Annotated in this window: 23 protein-coding genes; 15 read left to right on the top strand and 8 right to left on the bottom strand. The window is 74.0% G+C overall.

From position 1 onward, the window contains the following. Nucleotides 1-7: 7 nt before the first annotated feature. Nucleotides 8-889, bottom strand: a complete 882-nt coding sequence (locus tag AC3AGO_RS19555; RefSeq protein WP_487821506.1) for a phosphotransferase enzyme family protein — start codon at nt 887-889, stop codon at nt 8-10. 129 nt (nt 890-1,018) lie between these two features. On the opposite strand from AC3AGO_RS19555, the gene AC3AGO_RS19550 reads away from it, so the two are divergent. The 3 genes from AC3AGO_RS19550 to AC3AGO_RS19540 are packed head-to-tail and all read left to right on the top strand — an operon-like array spanning nt 1,019 to nt 3,281. Then, complete coding sequence (locus tag AC3AGO_RS19550; protein ID WP_487821505.1) at nt 1,019-1,453, top strand: GntR family transcriptional regulator; 435 nt, start codon at nt 1,019-1,021, stop codon at nt 1,451-1,453. After that, nucleotides 1,450-2,391, top strand: a complete 942-nt coding sequence (locus tag AC3AGO_RS19545) for an ATP-binding cassette domain-containing protein (RefSeq protein WP_487821504.1) — start codon at nt 1,450-1,452, stop codon at nt 2,389-2,391. Before AC3AGO_RS19550 ends, AC3AGO_RS19545 begins: the two co-directional genes overlap by 4 nt. A 44-nt stretch (nt 2,392-2,435) precedes the next feature. Continuing rightward, nucleotides 2,436-3,281, top strand: coding sequence for a transporter (locus tag AC3AGO_RS19540; RefSeq protein ID WP_487821503.1), 846 nt, complete (start codon nt 2,436-2,438; stop codon nt 3,279-3,281). A gap of 21 nt (nt 3,282-3,302) precedes the next feature. On the opposite strand, the gene AC3AGO_RS19535 is transcribed toward AC3AGO_RS19540, so the two are convergent. Both AC3AGO_RS19535 and AC3AGO_RS19530 read right to left on the bottom strand, forming a co-directional pair. After that, the gene (locus AC3AGO_RS19535; RefSeq protein WP_487821502.1) at nt 3,303-6,479 is read right to left on the bottom strand and encodes a sacsin N-terminal ATP-binding-like domain-containing protein; all 3,177 of its coding nucleotides are present in this window, start codon (nt 6,477-6,479) and stop codon (nt 3,303-3,305) included. A 230-nt stretch (nt 6,480-6,709) separates the two neighbouring features. Beyond that, entirely contained in the window at nt 6,710-7,591 is an 882-nt protein-coding gene (locus tag AC3AGO_RS19530; protein WP_487821501.1) for a DUF3027 domain-containing protein, read from the bottom strand. 249 nt (nt 7,592-7,840) lie between these two features. Between AC3AGO_RS19530 and AC3AGO_RS19525 the strand changes: the two genes are divergently transcribed. The 4 genes from AC3AGO_RS19525 to AC3AGO_RS19510 all read left to right on the top strand — a co-directional run bounded on the left by AC3AGO_RS19525 (nt 7,841) and on the right by AC3AGO_RS19510 (nt 11,531). Then, the gene (locus AC3AGO_RS19525; protein WP_487821500.1) at nt 7,841-9,193 is read left to right on the top strand and encodes an MFS transporter; all 1,353 of its coding nucleotides are present in this window, start codon (nt 7,841-7,843) and stop codon (nt 9,191-9,193) included. Nucleotides 9,194-9,461: 268 nt separating this feature from the next. Next, the gene (locus tag AC3AGO_RS19520) at nt 9,462-9,953 is read left to right on the top strand and encodes a DUF2771 domain-containing protein (protein WP_487821499.1); all 492 of its coding nucleotides are present in this window, start codon (nt 9,462-9,464) and stop codon (nt 9,951-9,953) included. A 22-nt stretch (nt 9,954-9,975) separates the two neighbouring features. Beyond that, nucleotides 9,976-10,662, top strand: coding sequence for a futalosine hydrolase (locus AC3AGO_RS19515; RefSeq protein ID WP_487821498.1), 687 nt, complete (start codon nt 9,976-9,978; stop codon nt 10,660-10,662). Further along, complete coding sequence (locus tag AC3AGO_RS19510; RefSeq protein ID WP_487821497.1) at nt 10,659-11,531, top strand: 1,4-dihydroxy-6-naphtoate synthase; 873 nt, start codon at nt 10,659-10,661, stop codon at nt 11,529-11,531. The genes AC3AGO_RS19515 and AC3AGO_RS19510 overlap by 4 nt, the downstream gene beginning before the upstream one ends. Before the next feature lie 179 nt (nt 11,532-11,710). Here AC3AGO_RS19510 and AC3AGO_RS19505 read toward each other — a convergent pair whose 3' ends face one another. Further along, entirely contained in the window at nt 11,711-12,094 is a 384-nt protein-coding gene (locus AC3AGO_RS19505) for a cold-shock protein (RefSeq protein WP_487821496.1), read from the bottom strand. A 184-nt stretch (nt 12,095-12,278) separates the two neighbouring features. Here AC3AGO_RS19505 and AC3AGO_RS19500 point away from each other — a divergent pair, with 184 nt between their 5' ends. Beyond that, nucleotides 12,279-12,515: a hypothetical protein gene (locus AC3AGO_RS19500; RefSeq protein ID WP_487821495.1), complete on the top strand. Its 237-nt coding sequence runs from the start codon at nt 12,279-12,281 to the stop codon at nt 12,513-12,515. Nucleotides 12,516-12,632: 117 nt separating this feature from the next. Here AC3AGO_RS19500 and AC3AGO_RS19495 read toward each other — a convergent pair whose 3' ends face one another. Further along, nucleotides 12,633-13,304: an HAD family hydrolase gene (locus AC3AGO_RS19495; RefSeq protein WP_487821494.1), complete on the bottom strand. Its 672-nt coding sequence runs from the start codon at nt 13,302-13,304 to the stop codon at nt 12,633-12,635. A 140-nt stretch (nt 13,305-13,444) separates the two neighbouring features. Here AC3AGO_RS19495 and AC3AGO_RS19490 point away from each other — a divergent pair, with 140 nt between their 5' ends. The 4 genes from AC3AGO_RS19490 to AC3AGO_RS19475 are packed head-to-tail and all read left to right on the top strand — an operon-like array spanning nt 13,445 to nt 17,407. Continuing rightward, a complete protein-coding gene (locus AC3AGO_RS19490) occupies nt 13,445-14,509 on the top strand; it encodes a FecCD family ABC transporter permease (protein ID WP_487821493.1) in 1,065 nt (354 codons plus the stop codon). Further along, nucleotides 14,506-15,564, top strand: a complete 1,059-nt coding sequence (locus AC3AGO_RS19485; RefSeq protein ID WP_487821492.1) for a FecCD family ABC transporter permease — start codon at nt 14,506-14,508, stop codon at nt 15,562-15,564. Before AC3AGO_RS19490 ends, AC3AGO_RS19485 begins: the two co-directional genes overlap by 4 nt. Continuing rightward, on the top strand, nt 15,561-16,442 hold the full coding sequence (locus AC3AGO_RS19480) for an ABC transporter ATP-binding protein (protein WP_487821491.1): 882 nt from the start codon (nt 15,561-15,563) through the stop codon (nt 16,440-16,442). Before AC3AGO_RS19485 ends, AC3AGO_RS19480 begins: the two co-directional genes overlap by 4 nt. Before the next feature lie 14 nt (nt 16,443-16,456). Beyond that, complete coding sequence (locus AC3AGO_RS19475; RefSeq protein WP_487824718.1) at nt 16,457-17,407, top strand: ABC transporter substrate-binding protein; 951 nt, start codon at nt 16,457-16,459, stop codon at nt 17,405-17,407. 100 nt (nt 17,408-17,507) lie between these two features. Here the strand turns inward: AC3AGO_RS19475 and AC3AGO_RS19470 are convergent, their stop codons facing one another. Next, complete coding sequence (locus AC3AGO_RS19470; RefSeq protein WP_487821490.1) at nt 17,508-18,143, bottom strand: LysE family translocator; 636 nt, start codon at nt 18,141-18,143, stop codon at nt 17,508-17,510. A 201-nt stretch (nt 18,144-18,344) separates the two neighbouring features. On the opposite strand from AC3AGO_RS19470, the gene AC3AGO_RS19465 reads away from it, so the two are divergent. Beyond that, complete coding sequence (locus AC3AGO_RS19465; protein WP_487821489.1) at nt 18,345-18,581, top strand: chaplin; 237 nt, start codon at nt 18,345-18,347, stop codon at nt 18,579-18,581. 91 nt (nt 18,582-18,672) lie between these two features. On the opposite strand, the gene AC3AGO_RS19460 is transcribed toward AC3AGO_RS19465, so the two are convergent. Beyond that, nucleotides 18,673-19,824: a hypothetical protein gene (locus AC3AGO_RS19460; RefSeq protein WP_487821488.1), complete on the bottom strand. Its 1,152-nt coding sequence runs from the start codon at nt 19,822-19,824 to the stop codon at nt 18,673-18,675. Nucleotides 19,825-19,920: 96 nt separating this feature from the next. Between AC3AGO_RS19460 and AC3AGO_RS19455 the strand changes: the two genes are divergently transcribed. Both AC3AGO_RS19455 and AC3AGO_RS19450 read left to right on the top strand, forming a co-directional pair. Continuing rightward, complete coding sequence (locus AC3AGO_RS19455) at nt 19,921-22,491, top strand: helicase-associated domain-containing protein (protein ID WP_487821487.1); 2,571 nt, start codon at nt 19,921-19,923, stop codon at nt 22,489-22,491. Between the two features lie 139 nt (nt 22,492-22,630). Continuing rightward, the gene (locus tag AC3AGO_RS19450; RefSeq protein ID WP_487821486.1) at nt 22,631-24,310 is read left to right on the top strand and encodes a DNA repair helicase XPB; all 1,680 of its coding nucleotides are present in this window, start codon (nt 22,631-22,633) and stop codon (nt 24,308-24,310) included. On the opposite strand, the gene AC3AGO_RS19445 is transcribed toward AC3AGO_RS19450, so the two are convergent. Further along, a complete protein-coding gene (locus AC3AGO_RS19445; RefSeq protein WP_487824717.1) occupies nt 24,307-25,446 on the bottom strand; it encodes a glycosyltransferase 87 family protein in 1,140 nt (379 codons plus the stop codon). The two genes, AC3AGO_RS19450 and AC3AGO_RS19445, sit on opposite strands and share 4 nt — an antisense overlap. Nucleotides 25,447-25,682: the final 236 nt, after the last annotated feature.

Raw genomic sequence — 25,682 nt, 5'->3', positions numbered from 1 at the left:
GGCCGCTCTAGAAGGGGTACCAGCGCACGCTCTGGTCGCCTTCGCGGAGCGAGGTCACGCGGCGGGCGAACTCCCTTGCCGCGGCCGGGTTTCCGGGGGCGTGCTGGGAGACCCACGCGCAGCTCGCCGTCTCCCGGGCGCCGCGCAGCAGGGCGCAGCCCTCCCAGTCCCGCACGTCCCACCCGTACGTCTCGGTGAACGCGGCGAACTCCGCGTCCGGGACGCCGTACCGGTCGTGGCTGAGGGCCGGCACCACGAGGTCGTGCTCCCGCAGATCGGAGGAGAAGGTCTCCAGGTCGACCAGGACCGGACCGTCCGAGGTGACCTGTACGTTGCGCGGCAGCGCGTCCCCGTGGATGGGGCCCGGCGGCAGGGCGGGCTTCAGCTCCCGTACGGCGGCGCCGAAGTCGTCCCGGCGGGCCCGGAGATACGCCGCGTCCCGCGGCGGGATCGCGTCGCCCGCGATCCGCAGCCAGCGCTCGACCCCGGACAGCAGGTCGCGCGGCGGCAGCCGGAACGGGGGCTCGGGCAGCGCGTGCACCTGCCGGAGCAGACCGGCGAGGTCCACGGGCCGGGCGGCCCTCTCAGGGGCGGGCAGCCGCTCCCAGTAGGTGACGGGGTGCCCTTCGACCAGGGTCACCCCGGTGCGGACGGCACGTACGGCGGGGACGCCGCGGGCCTGGAGCCAGGCGGCGACGCGGAGTTCACGCTCTGCCCGTACGACCAGCTCCGGGTCGGCCCGGCCCACGCGGACGACGGGCCCGCCGTCAGGGGTGCCGAACACCGCGTTCTCGCCCAGCGCGAGCAGCTCGGAACCGGCCGCGTCCTCACCGGCCGCGGCCAGCAGCGTACGGGCGCGCGCCTCGGTGAACGCCTCCTGTGCGGCCACGGGGTCGCTCCTTGCGGTCGGCTGTATCGGTCCACGGCGAGCGTATCCGTCCACCGGAACGCCTTGACCCCGGCGTCACTTCCGCACCATGCTTCCACTAATCAACTAGTGAAAGCATGGAAGGGCGACGTGATCGAGTACCGGATCGACCGGCGCAGTGGCGTCGCCGCGTACAAGCAGATCATCCAGCAGACCGAACAGGCCCTGCGGATGGGCACGTTGCAGGCCGGCGACAAGCTGCCCACGGCCAAGGAAGTCGTCGCCGCCACGGCCGTCAACCCGAACACCGTGCTGAAGGCGTACCGCGAGCTGGAACACTCCGGTCTCGTCGCGGCCCGGCGCGGCCTCGGCACCTTCGTACGCCGCTCCCTCGCGCGCCCCGAGTCGGACGCCGACTCCGCCCTCCGTGCCGAACTGGCCGACTGGATGGTGCGGGCGGCCCGGGCCGGGCTGGACCTCGACGACATCCGCGCGCTCTTCGCCGACGCGCTCGCCCGGCGGGGCGGCGACGCGCCGGCCGACCGACCGAACGACCGGACCCACACCGGACAGGGGGACGCATGACATCCGATCCCGAGCTCCACGAGCGGCCGCCCGCGGCGCTGGAGGCCACCGGACTCGGCTTCCGCGGCTCGCGCGGCGGCGACTGGGCCCTGCGCGACTGCGAGTTCGCCCTCCCGGCCGGCCGCGTCACCGCCCTGGTCGGGCCGAACGGGGCGGGCAAGAGCACCCTCCTCCAGCTGGCGGCCGACCTGCGGCGGCCGACGGAGGGCGAGATCCGGATCTTCGGCGCGCCGGCCGGTACGCGGGAGGCCCGCCGCCGTACGGGGTTCCTCGCGCAGGACAAGCCGCTGTACGCCAACTTCACCGTCGCCGACACCCTGCGCCTGGGCCGCGAACTGAACGCCACATGGGACCAGTCGGCAGCCGAGCGCGTCGTCCGCGCCGCCGGCATTCCCCTCACGGACCGCGTCGGCTCCCTCGTCGGCGGTGAACGCACCCGTGTCGCGCTCGCCCTCGTTCTCGGCAAGCAGCCCGAACTCCTGCTGCTGGACGAGCCGTTGACGGACCTCGACCCCCTCGTACGCGAGGAGGTCATGGGAACGCTCATGGCGGAGGCGGCCGAACGCGAGGTCACCGTCGTGCTGTCCTCCCACACGCTGGCCGACGTCGAGCACTCCTGCGAGCACGTGCTGCTCCTCGACGAGGGCCAGGTCGTCCTCGCCGACGACACGGACGCCCTGCGCGCCGAGCACACCCTCGTTACCGGCAGGACGGACACGGGGGAACCGTCCGGCGTCGTCCATTCCCGCACGGCGGGGCGGCAGTTCACGGCGCTGGTGTGGACGGGGGACACGGACCCCGGCGACGCGGAGCCCCCGGAGGGCGAGGAGCCCCGCGCGGACACCGGTGAGGACTGGGTGGTCGAGCAGCCCAGCCTGGAGGAGATCCTGCTCGGCTACCTCCGCGCCCCCGCCACGGCCGAGGAGGCCGCCGTATGACCCTGGACTCGCTCCGAACGTCCCTCCGCCCGAAGGGGATCCGCGTGGACCCGCGCCTGAAGGGCCTCCTCTGGCTCGGCTGGCGCGGCCAGCGCGGCGTGATCCTCACCGGGGCCGGGCTGGTGCTGCTGTGCGCGGTGGGCGCGTCGTGGTGGTACACACAGCTGACGCTCGGCCTGCGCGACGGGCTGCTCCAGAGCTGCGTGAACCCGGGCCACGAGTGCCCGTACAACGCGTTCGACTACCTCTTCATGGCCCCGTCGTTCCCGCTCGCCATGCTGAACATGGTGCTGCCCGTGCTGATCGGCATGTTCTGGGGCGCCCCGCTGCTCGGCCGGGAGGCCGAACTCGGCACGCACCGCCTCGTGCTGGCCCAGGACACGGGCCGGGCGCAGTGGTTCGCCTCCCGCTACGGGCTGGCGGCCCTGAGCACCCTCCTCCTGACCGGTGCCCTCGTGGTGCTCTACACCTGGTGGCAGAGCCCGCTGACAGGCTTCACGGCGAGCAACCTCGAATTCGCCCGCTGGCAGACGAGTCTCGTCATCGACGGCGCGGGCCCGCGGGCCATGACCGCCGCGCTCTTCGGCCTCACCGTGGGCACGACCGCGGGACTGCTGCTGCGTCGCGTCCTGCCGGCCATGGCCGTGACCCTGGTCGCGGTGAGCGGAGTGGGGTTCGTCCTGAGCTTCTTCCGCCGGGCCACCGCACCCCAGGAGCTGTACGTGTTCGGGGACACCCTGCGCCAGGACAACGTCATGGCCACGTACTCCGAGGCCGACCCGCTGGGCGACTACTGGACCATGCAGTGGACGGACACGACCGTCTACGTACTCCTGACCGCGGCCCTCCTGACCCTCACGGCCCATCTCCTGCGCAACCGCCGTATGTGAGCCCGCGGCCCCGAAGGCCGGTCAGTCGAACCAGCGGGCGCGGGCGAGTTCGTCGGCCCGGGTGGGGTCCTCCAGGAGGGCTGCCGCCTCGAAGCGGCGGGACCACGCGCCGGCCGCCCAGGCGAGGCCCGCGGCGACGCCCTCCAGGGTGGCGGCGTGCAGGACGCCGTCGGGGGTGAGCCGCCAGTCCAGTTCGACGCCGTCGACGAGGAGTTCGTCGTGCTCCCTGTACGTCGCCGGGGCGCCCGGCAGCAGGTCGTGGACCGCGCCGGGGACGGGCCGCTCCGTGCCCTCGCCGGAGACCGCGCCCGGGAGCACGTCGCCGAGCCGCCGTACGTCGAGCACCGCCGCCAGGTCCGCGGCCCGGTCCGGGCGCACCGGCAGCAGGGGCCGCTCGCCCGCGAGGGCCGTCAGGTCGGGGGCGTCCGCGACGAGGGCCTCGCCCGCGTCGGCGACCAGGACCTCGCCCGAGGGGGCGAGGACGGCGCGGAGTTCGTCGGGCAGCGTGACGCCCGCGGGGTCGAGGTCCGCGAGCAGCCCGTACAGGCCGAGGAGTTGAGCCGCGGTGACGTCCAGCGCGGGGTCGGCGAGCCGGGTCAGCAGTTCGGCCGCGCCGCCCGGCTCCTCCAGCAGTGCGGCGGCGGTCGTGCGGATGCCGAGGGCCCGCAGCACCTGCGGGTCGCCGACGCTGGACGCGTCGGCCTCCTCGTACAGCCCCGCCAGCAGCGAGTCGGTGCCGGCGGCGCGCAGCCCTGCCGGGTGCCGGCCGTCCAGTACGGGGTGGCCGCGCAGCCACCAGGCGGTGTACGGGCGGACGGACTCCGTGACGCCGTCGGGCAGCAGTACCCGTAGGGGGGCGGTCAGCGCGTCCCTCAGGGGCGGCCGGGACAGCATCGCGAGCGCCTCGGGCCAGCAGTCGTCGTCGACGAGGTCGAGGTCGCGTACGGCGACGAGTTCGGCGGCGACCGGCGGCACGCTGGTGTCCGGCAGCTGGTCGAGGACGTCCTCGCACCACACGTCGACGGCGTCCAGCACTCCCGCGTCGTCCGGCTCGGTGTACGCCGAGTCCGTGTCGCGCGGCTCCAGTTCGTCCGGGTCGAGGACGACGTCCGTGGCGCGGACGAGGGAGAACCCGGCCAGCACCCCGACGGCGGTCAGGGGCTGTTCGCCCCACGTGGCGGCGAGGTCCGCGTCGCACGCGGCGAGTTCGCCCTCACGGATGACGCGCTCGAAGGGGCTGCCGGGGAGGACCAGTTCACTCGCGGGGGCGAGTTCGCCGTCCTCGTCGGGGAGGGCGAGGGCGCCCAGCCAGGGCTCGTCGCCGGGGGCGAGCTGCGCGTCCCGGACGAGGCCGAGCACGGTCGCGGCGAGCTCGTCGGGGTCGAGGGACTGCTCGCCGTCCATGTCCCAGGTGTCGCCCTCGTCGAGCGAAGCGGCGACGGCGGCCCGCACCTGAGGGGTCGTCAGGACGGCGCGGGGTGTCGCGGAAGAGGCGCCGAGCTTCTCCAGCAGCGGGTGCACGGCGTCGGCGTGCGCGACCTTCAGGCCGAGGCGGGCGAGCTGTTCGGCGTCGGTGGCCGCGTCGGGCAGCGGGAGCAGCACCTGGCGGGGGCCGATGGTGGTCCGCCCGTCGGCCAGCGGCACGGGCAGCCCGGTGAGCCGGTCCGGGTCGACCCCGGCCAGCGAGTCGTAGAGCCGCTCCCACCACTCGGGGTTCCGTTCGACGCCGGCGAGCCGGTCGACGACCTCGCCGAGCGGCACCCGGGCGACGTCCAACGCGCGCAGTTCCGTGCGGCGTTCGAGGCCGGCGGGCAGCAGGCTGGGGAACAGCTCCGCGAGGACGGCCACGGTCTCCGCGCCCGCCCCCTCGGCGATCTCCGCGTCGCGCGGCCGGAGCACGGCGGGGCCGCCGTCCTCGCCGTTCTCCCCGGCCTCGCCGGGGGCCGCGCCCGCCAGGAACGGGACGTCCGGCAGCCGTTCCAGCAGCAGTCCGCGCAGCTGCCCGTCCAGTTCGCCCTTGCCGAGCGGGCCGGGAACGAGCGCGACGGTGCCGGTGGTGCGCGGCCGCCAGTCGCGGAGCAGCGCGGCGTACGTCTCGGCCGCGCGGTGCAGCAGGAAGTCGGCCAGCGGTCCCGGCGCGACGTGCCGCCGCGTCGGCTCCAGCGGCAGCGAGGCGATCAACAGCGCGGGGATGCCGAGCGGTTCGTCGGTGGGCGTCGGCGCGTGCACGACGGGCGTCGTACGGGGCGGCACCGGGGCGCCGTCCTCGTCCACCGGCACGGCCCAGGTCACGGACCATTCGGGGCGGCGGCGTTCCTCGACGGGCCGGTCCGCGAGGAGCGCGTCGTCGACGACGCCGCCGTCGGTGGCGGTCCGCCACCGGGTCGGGGCCTCGGCCGCGGTGTCCGACACCCTCACGTAGGGGCCGTCCTGAGCCCTCGTCAGGGTCCGTACCCCGTCAGGGGTTTCGACGACGACCTCGGTGAGGCCCGGAAGGGTGAGCAGCAGCGCGTCGTCGACGGCGGCGAGCAGCCGCTCCGACAGCTCCCGCGCCGCGGGGTCCCGCAGCGGGAGGACGACCGCCGTGTCGTAGCCCTCGGGCGCCATGCCCTCGGCGGGCAGCGGCAGCCGCAGCAGCGGTACGTGTCCGTCGCGGCGGCGCAGCTCGTCGGCGAGGTCCGGCGCGGACCCCTCGCGGGCGCGTTCCAGGGCGAGTTCGGCCGCGTCGGTCAGGGACCAGCGGATGCCGCCCGTACGGCCGACGACGGCCGGTTCGTCGCTGACGGCGAGCACCGCGGCGAAGCCGACGCCGAACCGGCCGACGGTGCCGGTACGGGAGTCCCCGTCGGCGCCGTTCCCCTGGCCGGGAACGGTGTCGCGCTTCGCGGACGCGCGGAGGGTGGACAGCGATTCGGCGCCTGCCGCGTCCAGCGGTTCGCCGGTGTTGGCGGCGACCAGCGTGTCCTCGCCGAGGGTCAGCCGGAGCCGGCCCGGGACGCCGGCACGCGCGGCGGCGTCGGCGGCGTTCTGGGCGAGCTCGACGACGAGCCGGTCGCGGTATCCGCCGAGGACCAGCTCCTGTTCGGCGTTGGCGTCCTCCCGGAACCGGGCGGGGGAGGCGGCCCAGGCGTCCAGCGCGCGGTGCCGCAGGGGTGCCGTACCGAGGGGGTCCTCGGGGGCCGAGTCCCTGCTCACCATTGCCACTGTCCCGCCGCCGCCACTCACGTCTGCAGTTCCTCTCCGCGCTTTCCGGGTCACCATGGCACCCGGTTACCCACAGGGTGTGGAGGCAGTCTGCCTTGTCCGCGGCGCAGTGGACCCCCGGCCCCGGCGGACCGGGACCGGATCCACGGGAGCCCGCCGGACAGACAGGAGCTCAGCGGACCGGCAGGAGCTCGGCGGACCGGCGGGAGCTCGGCGCGGGAAGGTCAGCTCAGCGGGAGGCTGTCGGACCTGGTCTCGTCCAGGACCGGCGGCGGGGGCTTCGGCGGCTGCGGCATGACGGCCGCCTCCGAGTGCCCGCCGCACCCGTACGAAAGGGACACCACGTGTCCGTCCGCCGGGCTGAACTCGTTGGCGCACACGCCGAAGGCCTGCCGCAGCGATCCGGCCAGCGGCACGAGGAACCCGCACGACACACAGTTCGCCGGCGCCGACTGGGCCATGGGCGCCGTCGCGCCGTACGACTCCTCCCAGCGGTCCGCCGCCTCGTGCAGGCCGTACCGGGACAGCACCCGCGTACGCCCCATGCCGAGCTCTTCGGCGATGGCCGCTATGCCGCCGCGCGCCGGGAGTTCCTCCTCGGCGGCAGCGGCGGCCGAGGCCTCCGGCACCGCGGCGGCGGCCGGTTCGCCGTCCGCCACCAGGGAGTTCGGCGGGGGCTCCTCCTCGCCGGAGAAGCCCGGCTCCAGACGGAGGTCGCCCTCCTCTGTCGGCAGCAGGTCGCCGGGGCCGAGGTCGCCGGGGCGCAGCCGCTCGTTCCACGGCACCCACTCGGGAGCGAGCAGCGCGTCGGGTCCCGGCAGCAGGACCGTCTCGTCGAGGGTGACGACCTTCGCGCGGGACGCGCGGGCCACCGTGGACGCCCAGCGCCAGCCGCGGTAGGCGGGCAGCAGACACGCGAAGTAGTGCGTGACGACCCGGTCCCCGTCGGCGACGACCTCCAGATGCTCGCCGACCGTGCCCGGGTCGGCGGCCTCCTCGGCGGCCTCCCGGGCCAGTTCGACGGCCTCGGCACACAGCCGGTCGGGGGCTCGGCGGGCACGGCGCGTCGTCGCGCTCGCTTGCGCGGTCGCAGTCGCGGCACTCATGCAGCACTCACAAGAATCGTCTCTCCTACGCCGTAGCGCCGTTGTCGGCGTGCGCTGTCCGTACGGCGGCCGGCGAGAGAACGGGCGGGATGTGGACGGAGCGGGACCACGAAGGCCGCTGCGACGTCCGCTTCCCGGCTCGGGCCGTGCGGAACGCACCGTTGAACCACGCTACCCCACGGGCGCGAGCGACGAGGTACCGGGGAACTTCGCGATACCCGGCGACCCGGCCGGGGCACACTGAAAGGCGTGGCTGCCAAGGCCCGTTCGGGATTGCGTCCACACCCGCATCCGCTGCGCCGTGCCGCGCGCGCCCTGTCGCGTCCGCCCTCTGCGGTGGGCCGCCGGGTGCGCCGCGTCACGCACGCGCACGGCGCGGGCGAGTCCGGGCTGGGCAAGCTGATCGAGCTGCACGCGGTGAACTCCTCGGCCGACATGATGGTGACGGTCGCCCTCGCGTCGACCGTCTTCTTCTCCGTACCGACGGGCGAGGCGCGCGGCCGGGTCGCCCTGTATCTCCTCGTCACCATGGCCCCGTTCACGCTGCTGGCGCCGGTGATCGGCCCGCTGCTGGACCGGATCCCGCACGGGCGGCGGGCGGCGATGGCCGGGGCGATGGTGGCGCGATCACTGCTGGCGCTGGCCATGTCGGGCGCCGTGGCGACGGGCGGTCTGGAGCTGTATCCGGCGGCGCTCGGGGTCCTGGTGTCGTCGAAGGCGTACGGGGTGGTGCGGTCGGCCGTGGTACCGAGACTGCTGCCGCGGTCGTTCTCCCTGGTGAAGGCGAACTCGCGGGTGACGCTCGCCGGGCTCTCCGCGACGGCCCTCGCGGCGCCGGTGGCCGCGGGGCTGCACCGATTAGGGGAGCGGTGGCCGCTGTACGGCGCGTTCGTGATCTTCCTCGTGGGTGCCTTCCTGGCCTTCACGCTGCCGCACAAGGTCGACTCGGCGCGGGGCGAGCGGAAGGCGCGGCTGGGCGATGTGCGGCACCCCCGCCATCCCCGGCCCGGCCTGCGGAACGTCGGCCTGTCCGTACGCAACGCGCTGATCGCCAACGCGACGCTGCGCTGCCTCTCCGGCTTCCTCCTCTTCTTCCTCGCGTTCCTGCTGCGGGAGCAGCCGCTGGACGGCTGGTCGGCGGCGGTGTCGCTGAGCCTCGTCGTGGCGTGCGCCGGTACGGGCAACGCGCTCGGCAACGCGCTCGGCGCGCTGATGCGGACCCGCGGCCCCGAACTCATCATCACGACCATGCTGCTGTGCGCGCTGACGGCGACCGTCACGGCGGCCGCGCTGTACGGGACGGTCGCGGTGGCGGCGGTCGCCGCGACGGCCGGGATCGCGCAGGCGCTCGGGAAGCTGTCGCTGGACGCGCTGATCCAGCGCGATGTGCCGGAGGAGGTGCGGACGTCGGCGTTCGCCCGCTCCGAGACGGTGCTCCAGCTGGCGTGGGTGGTGGGCGGCGCGGTGGGCATCCTGCTGCCGCTGATCGGCGTGCTCGGCATGTGCGTCGCCGCGTCCGGCGTGGCCGCAGGCACGGCCACCACGGTCCGCGGCCTCCTCACAGCAGCCCGCCGCGGCACGCCACACCCACGGGTGGTGTGACGGGGCGCCAAACCCCACCCCCTTCCACCTCAACGGCTGCGTGACCGCGGGTGGGGTGGGGGCGCAGGGTGCGCCCCGGGGCACTGAAGCGTGATTTTCGGGCCGTGCACAGCCAATGACCGGCCGGCCCGAACGGGAGAGGGGGCGCGGCCCGTAAATCATGCCGCCCCGGGGTCTCCCGGAGCCCACAGCCCCACCCCCCGTACACGGCACGCCACCCCCGCACCCGCGCGACGCGTCACGCACCACGCCCGGTAATCTGCCCGGCATGAGCTACGCGATCTCCCGGCGGGGTGTCCGCACCGTCACTGCCATCGGCGCCGTGTCCCTCGGACTGCTGGCCCTTTCGGCCTGCGAGAAGCCGACCCCGCGGGCGACCGCGACCGTCAACAGCACGAGCGTCTCGACGGAGGCGTCCTGCTACGACGACGGCAACCCGATCCCCGCGGGCGAGGTCAAGAGCTGCCTGGGCAAGAAGGCCGAGCAGACCGTGAAGGTCGGCGCGGGCGACAAGGTCCGGGTCGGCGTGGACCCGGAGATGGCGGAGAAGGGCTGGCTGCTCTTCGTCAACGGCCGCCCCGCACTGCCGGATCCGGTCAAGAAGACGTACTACAGCTTCCCCGGCGAGGCGTTCTTCCAGCAGCAGAGCCAGATGGGACAGCAGGCCGCGCCGAAGAAGAACGCGCAGGTCAGCATCGTCGCCAATGACGGCGGCAGCATCACGGGCGTCTGGCACCTGAAGCTCAAGAACGACAGCTGACGGCCCGCCGGCAGGCGCTGACATGACCCGGGTACTGGTGGTGACCGCCGTCGCCGCGGAACGCGACGCGGTCGCGCCCCGCGGCGCGGACATCCGTACGCTGCCCGGGAGTTACGCCCTGCACCGCACCCCCGACGGGGTCGACGTACTGGCCGGCGGGGTCGGCCCGGCCGCCGTCGCCGCCGGCACGGCCACCGCGCTCGCGCACGCCGCGCTCGCCGGAGAGCCGTACGGGCTGGTCGTCTCCGCCGGGATCGGCGGCGGCTTCCCGCCCGTGCCGCTCGGCGCGACCGTCGTCGCCGACGCGCTCGTCGCCGCCGACCTGGGCGCGCAGACCGCGGACGGCGGCTTCGCCGAACTCGGCTTCGGCACCACCGTGCACCGGCCCCCGCAGGAGCTCGTACGGGCCGCGGCCGAGGCAACGGGAGCCGTCACCGGCGCCGTGCTCAGCGTCTCCACCGTCACCGGAACGGCCGCCCGCGCACGGGAGTTGACGGAACGTCACCCGGACGCGGCGGCCGAGGGCATGGAGGGCTTCGGCGTCGCCGAGGCCGCCGCGGCGTACGGACTGCCCGTCCTGGAGGTGCGCACCGTCTCCAACGCCGTGGGACCGCGCGACCGCGGCGCCTGGGAGATCCCGGCCGCGCTCACCGCCCTGGAGGGGGCCTTCGAGGCACTTTCGCCCGTGCTGCGAACATGGCAGGCATGAGTCCGTTGCAGATGCCTCCGTTGCGTATGGCGTTCTCGCCGTGCCCGAACGACACCTTCACCTTCGACGCGTGGGTGCACGGCCGTGTGCCGGGCGCGCCTGAACTCGACGTCCGGTTCGCGGACATCGACATCACCAACGGGATCGCGGAACGCCGCGAGGACAGCCTCGACGTGCTCAAGGTGTCGTACGCGGTGCTGCCGTGGGTGCTCGACGACTATGCGCTGCTGCCCTGCGGCGGCGCGCTCGGCCGCGGCTGCGGACCGCTCGTCCTCACCGCGGACGGCGAGGGCGGCCCGGCATCGCTCACCGGCAAGACCATCGCCGTACCGAGCGAGAAGTCCACCGCCTATCTGCTGTTCCGCATCTGGGCGGCGGCCGAAGTCCCGGGCGGCGTCGGCAAGGTGACCGTCATGCCGTTCGACGAGATCATGCCCGCCGTACGGGACGGCAAGGTCGACGCGGGCCTCGTCATCCACGAGGCGCGCTTCACGTACCAGAACTACGGGCTGCACTGCCTCGCCGACATGGGCGAGCACTGGGAGAACACCACCGGACTGCCCATCCCGCTCGGCGCGATCATCGCGAAGCGCTCGCTGGGCGAGGAGACGCTGCGGGCCCTCGCGGACGCGGCACGGACCTCCGTACGCATGGCGTGGGACGACCCTCAGGCCGCGCGGCCGTACGTGATGGAGCACGCGCAGGAGATGGATCCGGCCGTGGCCGACCAGCACATCGGGCTGTACGTCAACGAGTTCACGGCGGAGCTGGGAGAGGACGGGTACGCGGCGGTGCGTGGGCTGCTCGGGCGTGCGGCGGAGCAGGGGCTTGTGCCGGAGCTCCCGGCGGGGGCGCTCGACTTTCCGTGACGGGGCCGGTTTCGCGTGCGGGCCGCGCCGTGTGCGGTCCGCGCCGTGTGCGGGGCGGGCCGCCGTACGTAACCCCCTGCGGGGGCGCGGGTGTTGCGTACGGCGGGACAGGCCTCGCGGGTGCGGTCCGGTGTGCCCACCCGTTCCGCCCCTGCGGAACGACTGCCCACACCTTGGTGTCAGACGTCCAGTTGGTCTGCTACTGCTCGGAGCATGCCGGCGATTTTGCGGCCGTGGGTCTTGTCCGGGTAGCGGCCGCGCTCCAGGCCCTGCGCGACGCCGTCGAGCAGCGTGGTCAGGTCCTGCACGATGGACGCGAGCTCGTCCGGCTTGCGGCGCTGTGCGGCGGCGACCGACGGGGCCGGGTCCAGCAGCGCGACGGAGAGGGCCTGGTCACCGCGCTGACCGGCGACGACGCCGAACTCAACGCGCTGGCCGGGCTTGAGCGCGTCCACGCCGTCGGGCAGCACTGAGGAGTGCACGAAAACGTCGCCGCCGTCGTCGCGGGAGAGGAAGCCGAAGCCCTTCTCGCTGTTGAACCACTTGACCTTGCCGGTAGGCACGTCTTGTCCTCGTCCTCGTACTTGTCCGGGCAGCCGGGCGGCCGCAGCGTGCTGAAATTGCTCTGAAGAGCAGTGGAGCGGGCCAGTTGACCCGCCGACCACCAGGCTAATCGTCCGGGGCCCGGTGGCAAGATGCCGCCGAGGGGTTCCTCCGTGCAGTTGCTCACCGAACTACCCTGGCCCTGTGAACGCTGAAACGTCCCGCGCCGGTGATCTTCTCGTACGGATCGGCGGCGTCGTATTCCTCGTCGGAGCCCTGGCCACGGTGGTCACCGTGGCCCCGCTCTTCCTCGGTACGCGCCCCTTCCCCGCGCCCGCCTACTTCGTCTGCATGCTGATGGGGCTGGGCTTCGTGCTTGCCGCCTCCGGCGTGGTGCGGTCGGCGCTTGCGCAGCGGCGCGCGGCTCGCGCCGCGAGTTAGCGTTCAGCGGGGGCCGCGCCGCCTCGTGTGCCCCGGGCCGGGCTTGGGCGGCTCGGCCCGCGCTGGGGTTTGCGCAGTTCCCCGCGCCCCTGATCCGCGCAGTTCCCCGCGCCCCTTTTATTGGGCTCGGCTCGCGTAGTCCGCGAGCCAGTTGGGGAAGTCCGCCAGGCCGCCCTCCAGTACCACGTCGGCGCCGGCCGTGCGGAGTTCGTCCGCGCCGATGGGGCCCGTCGGGACGCCGACGGACAGGGCGCCGGCCGCCTTCGCGCCGCGTACGTCGCCGATGTGGTCGCCGACGTAGACGCTCGCGCCGTGTTCGCGCAGGGCTTCCGCCTTGGCCTCCGCCCACAGCCAGCCGATGACCGCGTCCGGCTCGATGCCGAGGTGGCTCAGGTGCAGCTTCGCGTTGGGCTCGTGCTTCGCCGTGACGACGATGGCGCGGCCGCCCGCTGCCCGTACGGCGGCGACGGCCTCGCGGGCGCCGGCCAGCGCGAGGGTCGGCTCGATGGCGTGCTCCGGGTACAGCGCGCGGTAGCGGTCGGCGATCTCGGGGATCCGCTCCGCGGGGACCCAGTGCGCCAACTCCTCGTCCAGCGGCGGCCCGAGGCGGGTGATGGCCAGCTCCGCGTCGATGAATATCCCGGTTTCCGCGGACAACTGCTCGTATGCGGCCTTGATCCCGGGACGGGAGTCGATCAGCGTCATATCGAGATCGAAACCGACAGTGGGCGCGGTACGGGACGGCGTGGTGGGCGGGGCTGCTGCGCCCTGCGGTGCGTTCTCGAGCATGGGGCCCATTCTGCCTTGCCGGGCCTTACACTTAGGGCCGCCTTACCTGACCCGTCCGTCCGACCGGTACCGGGAGCACCAGCCCCGGGAGCACCAGTACGCGCACTCCGTACCGCGCACGAGAACCGAGGACGCTCCGCATGCCTGCCGCTCCGCCCGCGCAGCCCCAGGCCCCGACAGCCCTCCCCCGCAGCCCCGGACCTCGCCGGCAGCTCGCGGTCCGGCGTTCGGCACTCACGCTGGCCGGTGTCGCGGCACTGGCGGCGGCGGCCCTGCTGAGCCTGGCGGTCGGCGCCCGCACCATCCCGCCTGGTCTGGTGTGGGAGGTGCTGCTGCACGGCGGTCACAGTGACGCGGCCGAGGTGGTGCGGGGGATGCGGCTGCCGCGCACCCTCGTCGGGCTGATGACCGGCGCCGCGCTCGGGCTCGCGGGCGCCGTGATGCAGGGCCTGACCCGTAATCCGATCGCCGAGCCCGGTGTGCTCGGGGTGAGCCAGGGAGCCGCGGCGGGTGTGCTGGCCGCCATCGCGTTCGCGGGGGTGCACACCCTCGCGGGCTATGTGTGGTTCGCCTTCGCGGGGGCGGGAGTTGCCGGGGTCGCGGTGTACGCGGTGGCCGCGCGCGGACGCGGCGGGGCGACTCCCGTGAAGCTGGCGCTCGCCGGCGCGGCGGTCAACGCGCTGCTGGTGTCGGTGATTTCGGCGGTGCTCACCACGCGGGGCGCGGCGCTGGACGAGTTCCGCTTCTGGCAGGTGGGTTCGCTGACGGGGCGCAGCATGGACGTGGCGGTCCAGGTGTGGCCGTTCCTGCTGGCGGGCCTGGTGCTGGTGCTGGCGGTCGCGCGGGGCCTGGACGCTCTCGCCCTGGGTGAGGACGTGGCGAAGGGGCTCGGCCGGAGCGTGGGCTCGGTGCGGGTCGTCGGAGGTCTCGGTGCGACGGTGCTGACCGGTGCGGGGGTGGCGGCGGCGGGCCCGATCGCCTTTGTGGGGCTGGCTGTTCCGCACATCGCCCGTGCCCTGGTGGGCACCGACCACCGCTGGCTGCTGCCGATGGCGGGAATGCTCGGCCCCGTGATGCTGCTGGCCGCCGATGTCGTGGGACGGGTGATCTTCCCGCCGGGCGAGGTCCCTGCGGGGGTGCTGACGGCGCTGCTGGGCGTGCCCTTCCTGGTGGCCCTGGTCCGCAGGAAGCGGGTGGCGGCGTGACGAACGTGAGCAGCACGGCCCCCGCGGGGTACGCGGTCGTACGGCGGCGGGGCGTGTCCCTGCTCGTGCACCGGCGCGGCACGGCCGTCGCCGTGGTGCTCGCCGCGGCGCTGTTCGCGGCCGTGGTGGCGAATCTGACGGTCGGTGAGACCCGGGTGCCGCCCGCCGAGGTGGTGAAGGTCCTCCTCGGGCTGCCGTCCCCCGACCAACTCGTGGTCGGGACCCTGCGGATGCCGCGGCTCGTCGTCGGCCTGCTGGTCGGTGCGGCCCTCGGGGTCGCCGGGGCGCTGATCCAGACGGTGGCGCGCAATCCGCTGGCGAGCCCCGAGATCATCGGGGTGTCGCACGGAGCGGCGGCCCTGACGGTCGGCGCCATGACGTTCGGCGTGACCTCGCCTGCGGTGCTGCCTCTGCTCTCCGTCGCGGGCGGAATGCTGGCGGCGGCCCTGGTGTATGTCTTCGCCTGGCGGGGCGGGCTGCACGCGGGGCGGTTCGTCCTGATCGGGATCGGCTTCTCCGTCGCGCTGAGTTCGGTGACCCAGCTCTTCCTCACCAAGGGCGACTTCATCGTGGCGCAGCAGGCCAAGGTGTGGCTCACCGGCTCGCTCAACGGGCGGGGCTGGGACCAGGCCGGCCCGCTCGCCCTCGTACTGGCGGTCCTGTTGCCGCTGGTGCTGTGGGCCGCGCGCGCCCAGCGCGATGTGACCTTCGACGACGGTACGGCGACCGCGCTCGGTGTCCGGCTGGGCCGCACCCGGCTGGGGCTGGTGCTCACCGGCGTGGTGCTCGCCTCGGTCGCCACCGGCGCCGCCGGCCCGGTGGACTTCGTGGCGCTGCTCTCACCGCAGATCGCCCGCCGGCTCACCCGTACCGCGCAGATTCCGCTGCTGTGCTCGGCCCTGCTGGGTGCCTTCATCGTCACCGTCGCCGACGTGCTGGCCCGCACCCTGTTCGCGCCCACCGAGCTGCCGGTGGGCGTGCTGACGGCGGCGGTGGGCGCCCCGTATCTGATCCGCCTGATCGCGGTGAACACCCGTACTGGAGCTGTCACATGAGCGCCCCGCACACTCCCCGCACGCGCCTCGCGGCCCGCGGGCTGACCCTCGCGTACGAGGACCGTACGGTCGTCGAGGGGCTGGATCTGGACGTGCCGGACGGCGGGGTCACCGTCGTCGTCGGGCCCAACGCCTGTGGAAAGTCGACCACGTTGCGGGCCCTGGGCAGGCTGCTGAAACCGCGCGGCGGCTCCGTACTGCTGGACGGGCAGGAGCTGTCCCGCATACCGACGCGGCAGATCGCGCAGACCGTCGGGCTGCTGCCGCAGTCCCCCGCGGCACCCGAGGCGATCACCGTCGCGGACCTCGTGGCGCGCGGCAGGCAGCCGCACCAGCGCTGGTGGCAGCAGTGGTCCGAGGAGGACGAACGGGCCGTCGGCGAGGCGATGGAGCGCACCGACACCGCCGCGCTCGCGGACCGGCCCGTCGACGAACTGTCCGGCGGGCAGCGGCAGCGGGTGTGGATCGCGATGGCGCTCGCGCAGGAGACGGACCTGCTGCTGCTGGACGAGCCGACCACGTACCTCGACATCGCGCACCAGGTGGAAGTCCTGGACCTGGTACACGACTTGACCGCGCCGTCCCCGGAGGGCGCGCGTGGCCGCACCGTGGTCATGGTCCTGCACGACCTCAACCAGGCGGCCCGGTACGCCGGCCATCTGGTCGCCATGAAGGACGGCCGGATCGCCGCGCAGGGCCCGCCCTCGTCGGTCGTCGACGCGGACCTGGTCCGCGAGGTGTTCGGCCTGGAATCGGTGGTCGTCCCCGACCCTGTGACCGGCTCCCCCCTGGTCGTACCGGCAGCCCCGGGCCACCGGCCCGCGACAGACCCGCCCCCCACGTCCACCGCCGTACCGTACCGAAAGGCGCACACGTGACGATCGCCCGCAGCATGACACTCACCGCGCTGGCCACGGCCACCGCGCTCTCCCTCTCCGCCTGCGGCGCCGGGGGCGGCGAGGACAAGGGCCAGAAGGAGAACCAGGGCACCCACCCGGTCAAGACCGTCAAGGGCAACGTCTCCGTACCGAACGACCCCAAGAGAGTCGTGGTGCTGGACACCGGCGAGCTGGACTCCGCCATCACCCTCGGCGTGAAGCCGGTCGGCGCGACCAAGGCCGACGTCAGCAAGGCCCTCCCCGGCTACTTCCCGAAGGACGAGGTCGGCGGCATCGAGAACGTGGGCAACATCGGCGCCCCCAACCTGGAGAAGATCGCCTCCCTGAAGCCGGACGTGATCCTCACCAGCGCCATGCGCGACGCCAAGAACTACGAGCAGCTCAAGGCCATCGCCCCCACCGTGATGACCGAGGCGACCGGCTACCCCTGGAAGGAGAACTTCCGGGTGCACGCCGAAGCCCTCGGCAAGAAGGAGGAGGGCGAGAAGGTCGTCGCGGACTACGAGAAGCACGCCGGAGAGGTCACCGAGGCGATCGGCGGCAAGAAGAAGGCGAAGGCCCTCGACACCAACGTGGTCCGCTTCATGGAGGGCGCCGACGCCCGCATCTACGGCAAGAAGAGCTACATCGGCACGGTGCTCGACGACGTCGGCCTGGGCCGCCCGGAGGTGGCGGAGAAGGCCGAGGAGTCCGACGGCCTGTTCACCGGCGTCAGCCCCGAGAGGATCGACGAGGCGGACGCGGGCGCGCTCTTCCACTCCTCCTACGGCGACCCGTCCAAGTCCGGCTACGCCAAGGCCTCCAAGAGCGGCCTGTGGAAGAACCTGAAGGCCGTGAAGGAGAAGAAGGAGTTCGCGGTGGACGACGACCGCTGGTTCCTGGGCATCGGCTACACCTCCGCCAACCAGATCCTGGACGACATCGAGAAGGACCTCGGCAAGTGAGCCCGCGCCGGCACCGGTGATCCCGTACTGACACCGGCGGGGGTGGCGGAACTGTCCGCCACCCCCGCCGTGTCACGAGTACGTACGCGGGCCGTCCGGCTCAACTGCCCTCGGTGGCCAGCCGGACGCCGAAGGCGAGCAGCGCGACACCGGTGACGCGGTCCATCACCTTGCGGACGCGGGGGCGCTGGAAGACGGCGCGGGCACGGGAGACCAGCCAGACGTAGCCGCACAGCCACGCCATCGTCATGACCACGTGCAGCACGACGAGCAGGGCCAGGCTCCACGGGACCGGCAGCTCCTTCGGGGCGAGGCTCGGCAGCAGCCCGGTGTAGAAGACGGCGATCTTCGGGTTCAGCAGGTCGGTCATCAGCCCCGTACGCCAGGCGCTGCCGGCGCTGCCGCCGGACGCGGGCAGCTCCGGCGCGGCCTCCGCGCTCTCCGCGGCCCCCTTGCGGCTCTCCCAGAGCGTACGGACGCCCAGGTACAGCAGGTAGGCGCAGCCCAGCACCTTGACGGCCGTGTACGCCACGGCGGACGCGGCCAGTACGGCGGCCAGCCCGGCGACCGTGAGCAGCCCCCACACCAGCAGCCCCGCGACGATGCCGCCCGCGGTGCGGTATCCGTCCGCGGCGCCCGAGGACACGGCCCTCTTGGTGACCACCGCCATGTCGGGCCCGGGGAGCAGGGTGATCAGGGCGAGCACGCCTGCGGCCGCGAATATCTCTGCCGTCATGCGGGCCAGTATCGCCGCAGGTCCGGGCGCGGTTCGCGGCGGGTCCCGGTCCTCCGGAGCGCCCGCGCCGGGGGCTTCGGAGGACCGTGGTTCCGGGGCGGGGAGGCCCCGTGCGGAGTAGTACGTGTGGCGGGAGGCGGGCCCCGAGCCGACTGTCGAAGGGTTCGTCAGATCCACTCGGCTCCCGACTCAGGAGTGTCCATGCGTCTTCGTACCGCGTTCGCCGCGACAGCTCTCGCCGCCACCACCGTCCTCGGAGGCGCGGGTGCCGCGGCCGCCGACTCCGGCGCGTCCGGCTCGGCCACCAACTCGCCCGGCCTCCTGTCGGGGAACAACATCCAGATCCCCGTGCACGTGCCGGTCAACCTGTGCGGCAACAGCATCGGCATCGTCTCGCTGCTGAACCCGGCGGAGGGCAACTCCTGCAAGAACGACTGACGCCACACCCCGAACGCCCCCTGTCCGGCCAGCCGGACAGGGGGCGTTCCACGTTCCGGGACGCCCAGGCCGGGGTCAGCAGGTCAGCGGGTCAGCGGTGTACGGAGCGGCGGGCGCGCCAGAGCAGGAACAGCGCGCCGGCGACCGCCGCGACGCGGAACAGCACAGGCCAGGTGTCCGACAGCGCCGTCTGCATGGCGTCGCCGCCGCGCGCTATCGGATCGCCCCAGCGGCCCTCCGTACGGCCCCACAGCCACACCGCCGTACCGGCCAGCACCACGCCCGGCACCCCGGCCGCCGCCCACTTCGCCTCCGTACGGCTGAGGCGCGGCGACCACCAGGCGGCCAGCCAGCCGAGCGCGAGCGGGATGAGCGAGCCGAACGCGGCGCCCGCCAACAGCAGGGCGACGGCGGCCAGTTCGACGACACCTCCGGCGCGGGGGCCCGCGGCGGAACGGCGGCTGGCCCGCAGCAGCAGCCACAGCGGGAGGCGCCCTCTGCCGCCGCCCGTGGCGGGCTCCTCCACCGCGGGCGCCGCGGGCACGGCCGGGGCCGGGGCGTACGGAGCCGGCGCGGCCTCCTCCTCGTCGTCCTCCGGCGGCGGCTTCAGCACCTCGGGCAGCTCGATGCCGCCGCTGAAGCCCGGCATCTGGTCGCCGCCGTCGCCCAGCCGTCCCGCGCCGGCGCGGCCGCCGGGGCCCGGCTCGGCGCGCCACCAGTCGACGTCGGACTCCTGCGGGCCGAGCTCGTCGATCCCGGCCAGGTGCGGGGCGTTGCGCTCCAGGTCCTTGAGGGTGGGCCCCTGCGGCTGCGGCTCCTCGGGCGCGGCGCCCTCCGCCGGCCCGTCGGCGCCGTTCCGCTCCTTGCGGAGCCGGACCCGCGCCTGTTCGCGCGCCTCCCGGGCGCGGGTCCGCGCCCGCGCGCTCAGCGTGTCCTGCGCCCCGCCGTCGCCGGCCGCGACATCGCGCGGCCCGGGCAGCACGACGTCGCTGAGGCCGCCCGGGGACACGGAGGTGCCGCCGCGGGAGGCCACGACCTCCTCCGGCTTGCCCAGCCGGCCGAGGATGCGGCGCACCGCGGCCTTGCTCTCCGCGCCGCCGTCCGCGGCGCGCGCCCGGTCGATCTCGCCGCGCAGCCCGTTGACCAGCCGGGCACGTTCCGAGGCCGTCATCGGCGTACTGTGCGCGAGGTCTCCGACCCGGCTCAGATAGTCGAAGACGAGCTGGTCGCTCTCGATCCCCACCAAATCCCCAACGGCTGCTCGCGTTTGGCGCTCGTACGCCATGACGGTACCGCGCCGCGGCCCCGGTGCCACGGGCGTCCCGCTACCGTTGTGGGGATGAGCACCGAGCAGCACGGCGGCCACTCCCGTACCGGATCCCGTACCGCCCCCCGTACGCTCGCCGACGATCTGCGCGCCCGCGACGACGACGCGCTCGCCGGTCTGCTGCGGCTGCGCCCGGACCTGCTGTCGCCGGTGCCCAACGATCTGACGCAGCTCGCGACCCGCGCCGGCACCCGCGCCTCGGTGGTGCGCGCCGTGGAACGCCTCGACCGGTTCGCGCTGCAGGCGGCCGAAGCCCTCGCGGTCTCCCCCGAGCCCTGCCACTGCGATGACCTCGCCGCGCTGCTCACCGGCGACGGGGAGGGCGAAGAGGAGGACCCCGCCGCGTGGCGGGAGCGGGCGGAGGCGGTACGCGACCGGCTGCCGTACGCCCTGGAGGCGCTGCGCGCCCAGGCTCTGCTGTGGGGCGACGACGCGCGGCTGCGGCTGGTGCGGACCGCGCGGGAGGTCCTGGCGCCCGGCCCGTCCTCGCCCTCGCCGACCGGTCTCGGGCCGACCCTCGCCGAGGCCGTGTCGGGGATGTCCCCTGGCCGGCTCCAGGAGTTCCTGGCCGCCGCCGGACTGCCCGGCACCCACGACCCGGTCAGCGCCCTCGACTCCCTCACTGCGCTCTTCGCCGACCCGCGGCGCATGAGGGAGCTGCTGGCCGGGGCCCCGGAGGGCGCGGCGGCGATGCTCGGCAAGCTGGAGTGGGGCCCGCCGTACGGGACGGTCGACACCGAGATGCCGTCGCCGCCCGTCGCGTGGCTCCTCGACCGGGCGCTGCTCGTACCGTCCGGGCCGCGCACCGTCGTACTGCCCCGCGAGGTGGCGCTGCGGCTGCGCGGCGGCCGGGCGCACCGGACGGTCGAGCCCGTCGCGCCCGACGTGACCGTACGGCGCACGCACCCCGTGGCGACGGTGGACGCGACCGCAGCGGGCCAGGCGTTCACCGCGCTCGGCACCGTCGAGGAGATGCTGTCCTCCTGGGAGGAGGACCCGCCGGCCGTGCTGCGCGCGGGCGGCCTCGGCGTACGCGACCTGAAGCGGACCGCCGTGGCGCTGGACCTGCCGGAGCCCGCGGCCGCCTTCTGGATCGAACTCGCCTACCGCGCGGGCCTGCTGGCATCCGACGGGGAGGCCGACGAGTGCTACGCGCCGACGCCCGCGTACGACGACTGGCTGCGCCGCCCCGCGCAGGAGCGCTGGGCGCAGCTGGCCACCGCGTGGCTGACCGGTACGCGCGTGGCGGGCCTCGCCGGGGAGCGGGACGGGAAGGGCCGCAGCCTCTCCCCGCTCGGGCCCGGCCTGGACCGCGGGCTCGCCCCCGATGTGCGGCGCCGCACCCTGGAACTGCTGGCGGAGCTGCCCGAGGGCTCGGCGCCCGAGACCGGCTCGCTGCTGGAGCGGCTGCGCTGGGAGCGCCCGCTGCGGGGCGCCGCCGCGAGCGGCGACGACGAGGGCGAGGGCACCGACCTGCGGTCGCGGCTCGCCGAATGGGCCCTGCAGGAGGCCGAGCTGCTCGGCTTCACGGGCCGCGGCGCCCTCGCCGCCTACCCGCGCCCTCTTCTGCCCGGCGCCGGGCAGGACCCCGGACAGCCGCACCCCGTACGCGAGTTGACGGCCACCGAGCTGACCGCCGCCGCGCAGCGCGCCGGGGACGGGCTCGCCCCGCTGCTCCCCGAGCCCCTCGACAAGGTGCTGCTCCAGGCGGACCTCACCGCCGTCGCCCCCGGACCGCTGGAGCGGTCCCTCGCCGACACGCTCGGCACGCTCGCCGACATCGAGTCCAAGGGCGGCGCCACCGTCTACCGCTTCACGCCCGACTCCGTACGCCGCGGGCTCGACGCGGGCCGCAGCGCCACCGACATCCACACCTTCCTCGCCGCGCACTCGCAGACCCCCGTGCCGCAGCCGCTCAGCTATCTGGTCGACGACGTGGCACGCAAGCACGGCAGACTCCGGGTCGGCGCCGCGTCCTCCTACGTACGCTGCGACGACGACGCGCTGCTCACCGAGATCCTCGCCGACAAGCGCTCGGCGCCGCTGCGGGCGCGGCTGCTCGCCCCGACCGTGCTGGCGTCCCCCGCGCCGCCCGGCCAACTCCTCGCCAAGCTGCGGGAGATGGGGTACGCGCCGGCCGCCGAGTCCGCCGAGGGCGACGTCGTCATCGCCCGCGCCGAAGCGCACCGCACCCCGCCGCGCACCGCACCCGAACCGGTCCCCGACGGCCCGCCGCCGCCCGACGAACCGCTGCTGGCCTCCGCCGTACGCGCCATCCGCGCCGGCGACCACGCGGCGACGGCCGCGCCCCGGCAGACCGGCCGCCCGAAGACCCGCACCCCCGACGGCGCGCTCCCCCGTACGACGTCCGCCGACACCCTCGCGACGATGCAGTCGGCGGCGCTGACGGGCACCGCGGTGTGGATGGGCTACGTCAACGCCGACGGCGCGGCAAGCCAGCGCGTCCTCGCCCCGGTCCGGGTGGAGGGCGGCTTCGTCACCGGCTACGACCACACAGCCGACGAGATCCGCACCTACCCCCTGCACCGCATCACGGGCGTAGCGGAGCTCGAAGCGGACTGACCGCACAGGCAACGGCCCGAGCCCCCGCCTCCCTTGTGTGACCCGGCCCACTCGTCCTCCTTCGTGTGGAACGGAATGCGGCACACTGGACGTTTGGCCTGTCCGTACCGGATTGGCCGGCACCGAAGGGAGAGCTCGCGTGAACGGTGGGCCGCTGATCGTCCAGAGCGACAAGACCCTGCTCCTGGAGGTCGACCACGAGCAGGCGGACGAGTGCCGCCGCGCCATCGCGCCGTTCGCGGAGCTGGAGCGCGCGCCCGAGCACATCCACACGTACCGCCTGACCCCGCTCGGCCTGTGGAACGCGCGCGCCGCCGGTCACGACGCCGAGCAGGTCGTGGACGCCCTCGTCGCGTACGCCCGGTATCCGGTGCCGAACGCGCTGCTCGTCGACGTCGCCGAGACGATGTCCCGCTACGGCCGGCTCCAGCTGTCCAAGCACCCCACGCACGGCCTGGTCCTGGAGACCACGGACCGGCCGGTGCTGGAGGAGATCCTCCGCTCGAAGAAGATCCAGCCGCTGGTCGGTTCCCGCGTGGACCCGGACACCGTGATCGTGCACCCCTCCGAGCGCGGCCAGATCAAGCAGGTGCTGCTGAAGCTGGGCTGGCCCGCCGAGGACCTCGCCGGGTACGTGGACGGCGAGGCGCACACGATCGAGCTGGACACCGCGGAGTGGTCCCTGCGGCCGTACCAGGAGCAGGCCGTCGAGGGCTTCTGGCACGGCGGTTCCGGCGTCGTGGTGCTGCCGTGCGGCGCGGGCAAGACCCTCGTCGGCGCCGGCGCCATGGCGAAGGCGGGCGCGACGACACTGATCCTCGTCACCAACACGGTCTCGGCCCGGCAGTGGAAGTCGGAGCTGATGCGCCGTACGTCGCTGACCGAGGAGGAGATCGGCGAGTACAGCGGTACGAAGAAGGAGATCCGCCCGGTCACCATCGCCACGTACCAGGTGATCACCACGAAGCGGAAGGGCGTCTTCCCGCACCTGGAGCTGTTCGACTCCCGCGACTGGGGCCTCATCGTCTACGACGAGGTGCACCTGCTGCCCGCGCCGGTCTTCAAGTTCACCGCGGACCTCCAGGCGCGCCGCCGGCTAGGCCTGACGGCGACGCTGGTGCGCGAGGACGGGCGGGAGTCCGACGTGTTCTCCCTCATCGGCCCGAAGCGGTTCGACGCGCCGTGGAAGGAGATCGAGTCGCAGGGCTACATCGCCCCCGCCGACTGTGTGGAGGTGCGGGTCAGCCTCACCGACTCGGAGCGGCTGGCGTACGCGACGGCCGAGGCGGACGAGAAGTACCGCTACTGCGCGACGACCGACAGCAAGCGCAAGGTCACCGAGCAGCTGGTGCGGCAGCACGAGGGCGAACAGACCCTGGTCATCGGCCAGTACATCGACCAGCTGGACGAGCTGGGCGAGCACATCGGCGCGCCCGTCATCAAGGGCGACACCAGCAACGCGCAGCGCGAGAAGCTGTTCAACGCCTTCCGCGAGGGCGAGTTGACGTGCCTGGTCGTGTCCAAGGTCGCGAACTTCTCCATCGACCTGCCGGAGGCTACGGTCGCCATCCAGGTGTCCGGCACGTTCGGCTCCCGCCAGGAGGAGGCGCAGCGGCTCGGCCGCGTGCTGCGGCCGAAGGCCGACGGGCACGAGGCCCGCTTCTACTCGGTCGTCGCCCGCGACACCATCGACCAGGACTTCGCGGCCCACCGCCAGCGGTTCCTCGCGGAGCAGGGCTACGCGTACCGGATCGTCGACTCGACGGACCTCGGGGTGGAGAGCGCGGACGAGGACGCGACGTCCTCGGACGGCGACTAGCGCGCGGGGGCGCGGCCTGCCCTTAGAGCGAGGGCCAGAGCCGTCAGGAGGGCTGCTGCCAGCAAGGGGTAGGGGGAGGCCAACGGGTGTTGCCACCAGGGGAGGTGGAGGTCCAGGTCGCCCTGTTTCGGGATCAGCCACATGGTGCGGGCCGCGAAGAGCACCGCCACCGTGCCCGTCACCCACCGCGGCGCCGCCGCGGCCAGCGCGGCCAGCAGCGGTACGCACCACACCCAGTGGTGCGACCAGCTGATCGGTGACACCAGCAGCGCGACGAGTGCCGTCGCCAACAGCCCCCAGCACTCGCCCGCATCCGCACCCGCACCCGCGAAGCCGCCCGCACGCCGGTACGCGTACCGCGCCGCCCACAGTCCCGCCACCGCGGCCACCGCCGCCGGCACCAGCCACCACAGGCCGGGCTCCGGCGTGTGCGCGACGCGGGCCACCAGGCCCTGCAGCGACTGGTTGTCGACGATCCACGCCTTGCCGACGCGGGCCGTCTCGAAGATCCGCCGCGTCCAGAACTCCACGCTGGCGCCCGGCAGTACGAGCCCCGCGACCAGCACCGTCCCGGCGAAGCCGGCGAGCGCGGTCAGCCCGTCCCGTACCCGCCCGGTCAGCAGCAGATAGACGGCGAACACGGCCGGCGTCAGCTTGATGCCCGCCGCGACGCCGATGGCCAGGCCCCTGCCGCGGGCCCCCGCGGGCCGGTTCATGTCCCACAGCACGAGGCAGGCGAGCGCCAGGTTGATCTGGCCGAACACGAAGGTCTGGAAGACCGGTTCGAGCCACAGCGCGGCGGCCGTTCCGGCGAGGACCGCCGGCAGCCGGTACGTCCACGCGGCCCGGCCCGCGAGCCGCAGCGACAGATCGACGAGCACCGCCAGCAGCGCCAAGTTGCCCGCCATGACGGCGAGTTTCAGCAGCGGCAGCGGCAGCCACGCCGCCGGAACGAAGAGCATCGCCGCGAACGGCGGGTAGGTGGCGGGCAGTTCCCACTCGGTGACGGTGAAGCCGTACAGGTCCGTGCCGCCCGCGACGGCCGCGCCCTCCGCGCGGTACACGAGGACGTCCGCCATCGGGAAGCGCTGCGACAGACACAGCGCGGCGAACGCGGCCAGCGACACCGCGAGCAGCAGCCCCGCGGCGACGGTGGCGCGGCGGGGTGCGGCGCGCCACGGCACGGACGGCGGACGCCGGGGGCGGAACGGCCGCGCGGACTTCTCGTACGTGCCGTCCAGCCCAGTCACGTGTGCCGTCTCCCCTCGCCGGTCTCCCGGGCGCGTGGTGTTCCGTCCGTGTGGTGTTCCGTCGCGTGGTCTTCCGTCCGCAGAATAATGGCTCGCCCGCTCCGTACCCGGTGACTAGAATC

This window comes from Streptomyces sp. BL1 (assembly GCF_057628045.1).
The sequence above is the reverse complement of the archived record's forward strand: the minus strand, read 5'-3'. Positions and strand labels throughout refer to the sequence as shown.

Excerpts from the sequence above, each read along its gene's own strand:
- AC3AGO_RS19545 (WP_487821504.1), top strand. The coding sequence starts at position 1,450 with ATGACATCCGATCCCGAGCTCCACGAGCGGCCGCCCGCGGCGCTGGAG.
- AC3AGO_RS19535 (WP_487821502.1), bottom strand. The coding sequence starts at position 6,479 with ATGGTGAGCAGGGACTCGGCCCCCGAGGACCCCCTCGGTACGGCACCC.
- AC3AGO_RS19530 (WP_487821501.1), bottom strand. The coding sequence starts at position 7,591 with ATGAGTGCCGCGACTGCGACCGCGCAAGCGAGCGCGACGACGCGCCGT.
- AC3AGO_RS19520 (WP_487821499.1), top strand. The coding sequence starts at position 9,462 with ATGAGCTACGCGATCTCCCGGCGGGGTGTCCGCACCGTCACTGCCATC.
- AC3AGO_RS19515 (WP_487821498.1), top strand. The coding sequence starts at position 9,976 with ATGACCCGGGTACTGGTGGTGACCGCCGTCGCCGCGGAACGCGACGCG.
- AC3AGO_RS19510 (WP_487821497.1), top strand. The coding sequence starts at position 10,659 with ATGAGTCCGTTGCAGATGCCTCCGTTGCGTATGGCGTTCTCGCCGTGC.
- AC3AGO_RS19495 (WP_487821494.1), bottom strand. The coding sequence starts at position 13,304 with ATGCTCGAGAACGCACCGCAGGGCGCAGCAGCCCCGCCCACCACGCCG.
- AC3AGO_RS19490 (WP_487821493.1), top strand. The coding sequence starts at position 13,445 with ATGCCTGCCGCTCCGCCCGCGCAGCCCCAGGCCCCGACAGCCCTCCCC.
- AC3AGO_RS19480 (WP_487821491.1), top strand. The coding sequence starts at position 15,561 with ATGAGCGCCCCGCACACTCCCCGCACGCGCCTCGCGGCCCGCGGGCTG.
- AC3AGO_RS19475 (WP_487824718.1), top strand. The coding sequence starts at position 16,457 with ATGACACTCACCGCGCTGGCCACGGCCACCGCGCTCTCCCTCTCCGCC.
- AC3AGO_RS19470 (WP_487821490.1), bottom strand. The coding sequence starts at position 18,143 with ATGACGGCAGAGATATTCGCGGCCGCAGGCGTGCTCGCCCTGATCACC.
- AC3AGO_RS19465 (WP_487821489.1), top strand. The coding sequence starts at position 18,345 with ATGCGTCTTCGTACCGCGTTCGCCGCGACAGCTCTCGCCGCCACCACC.
- AC3AGO_RS19455 (WP_487821487.1), top strand. The coding sequence starts at position 19,921 with ATGAGCACCGAGCAGCACGGCGGCCACTCCCGTACCGGATCCCGTACC.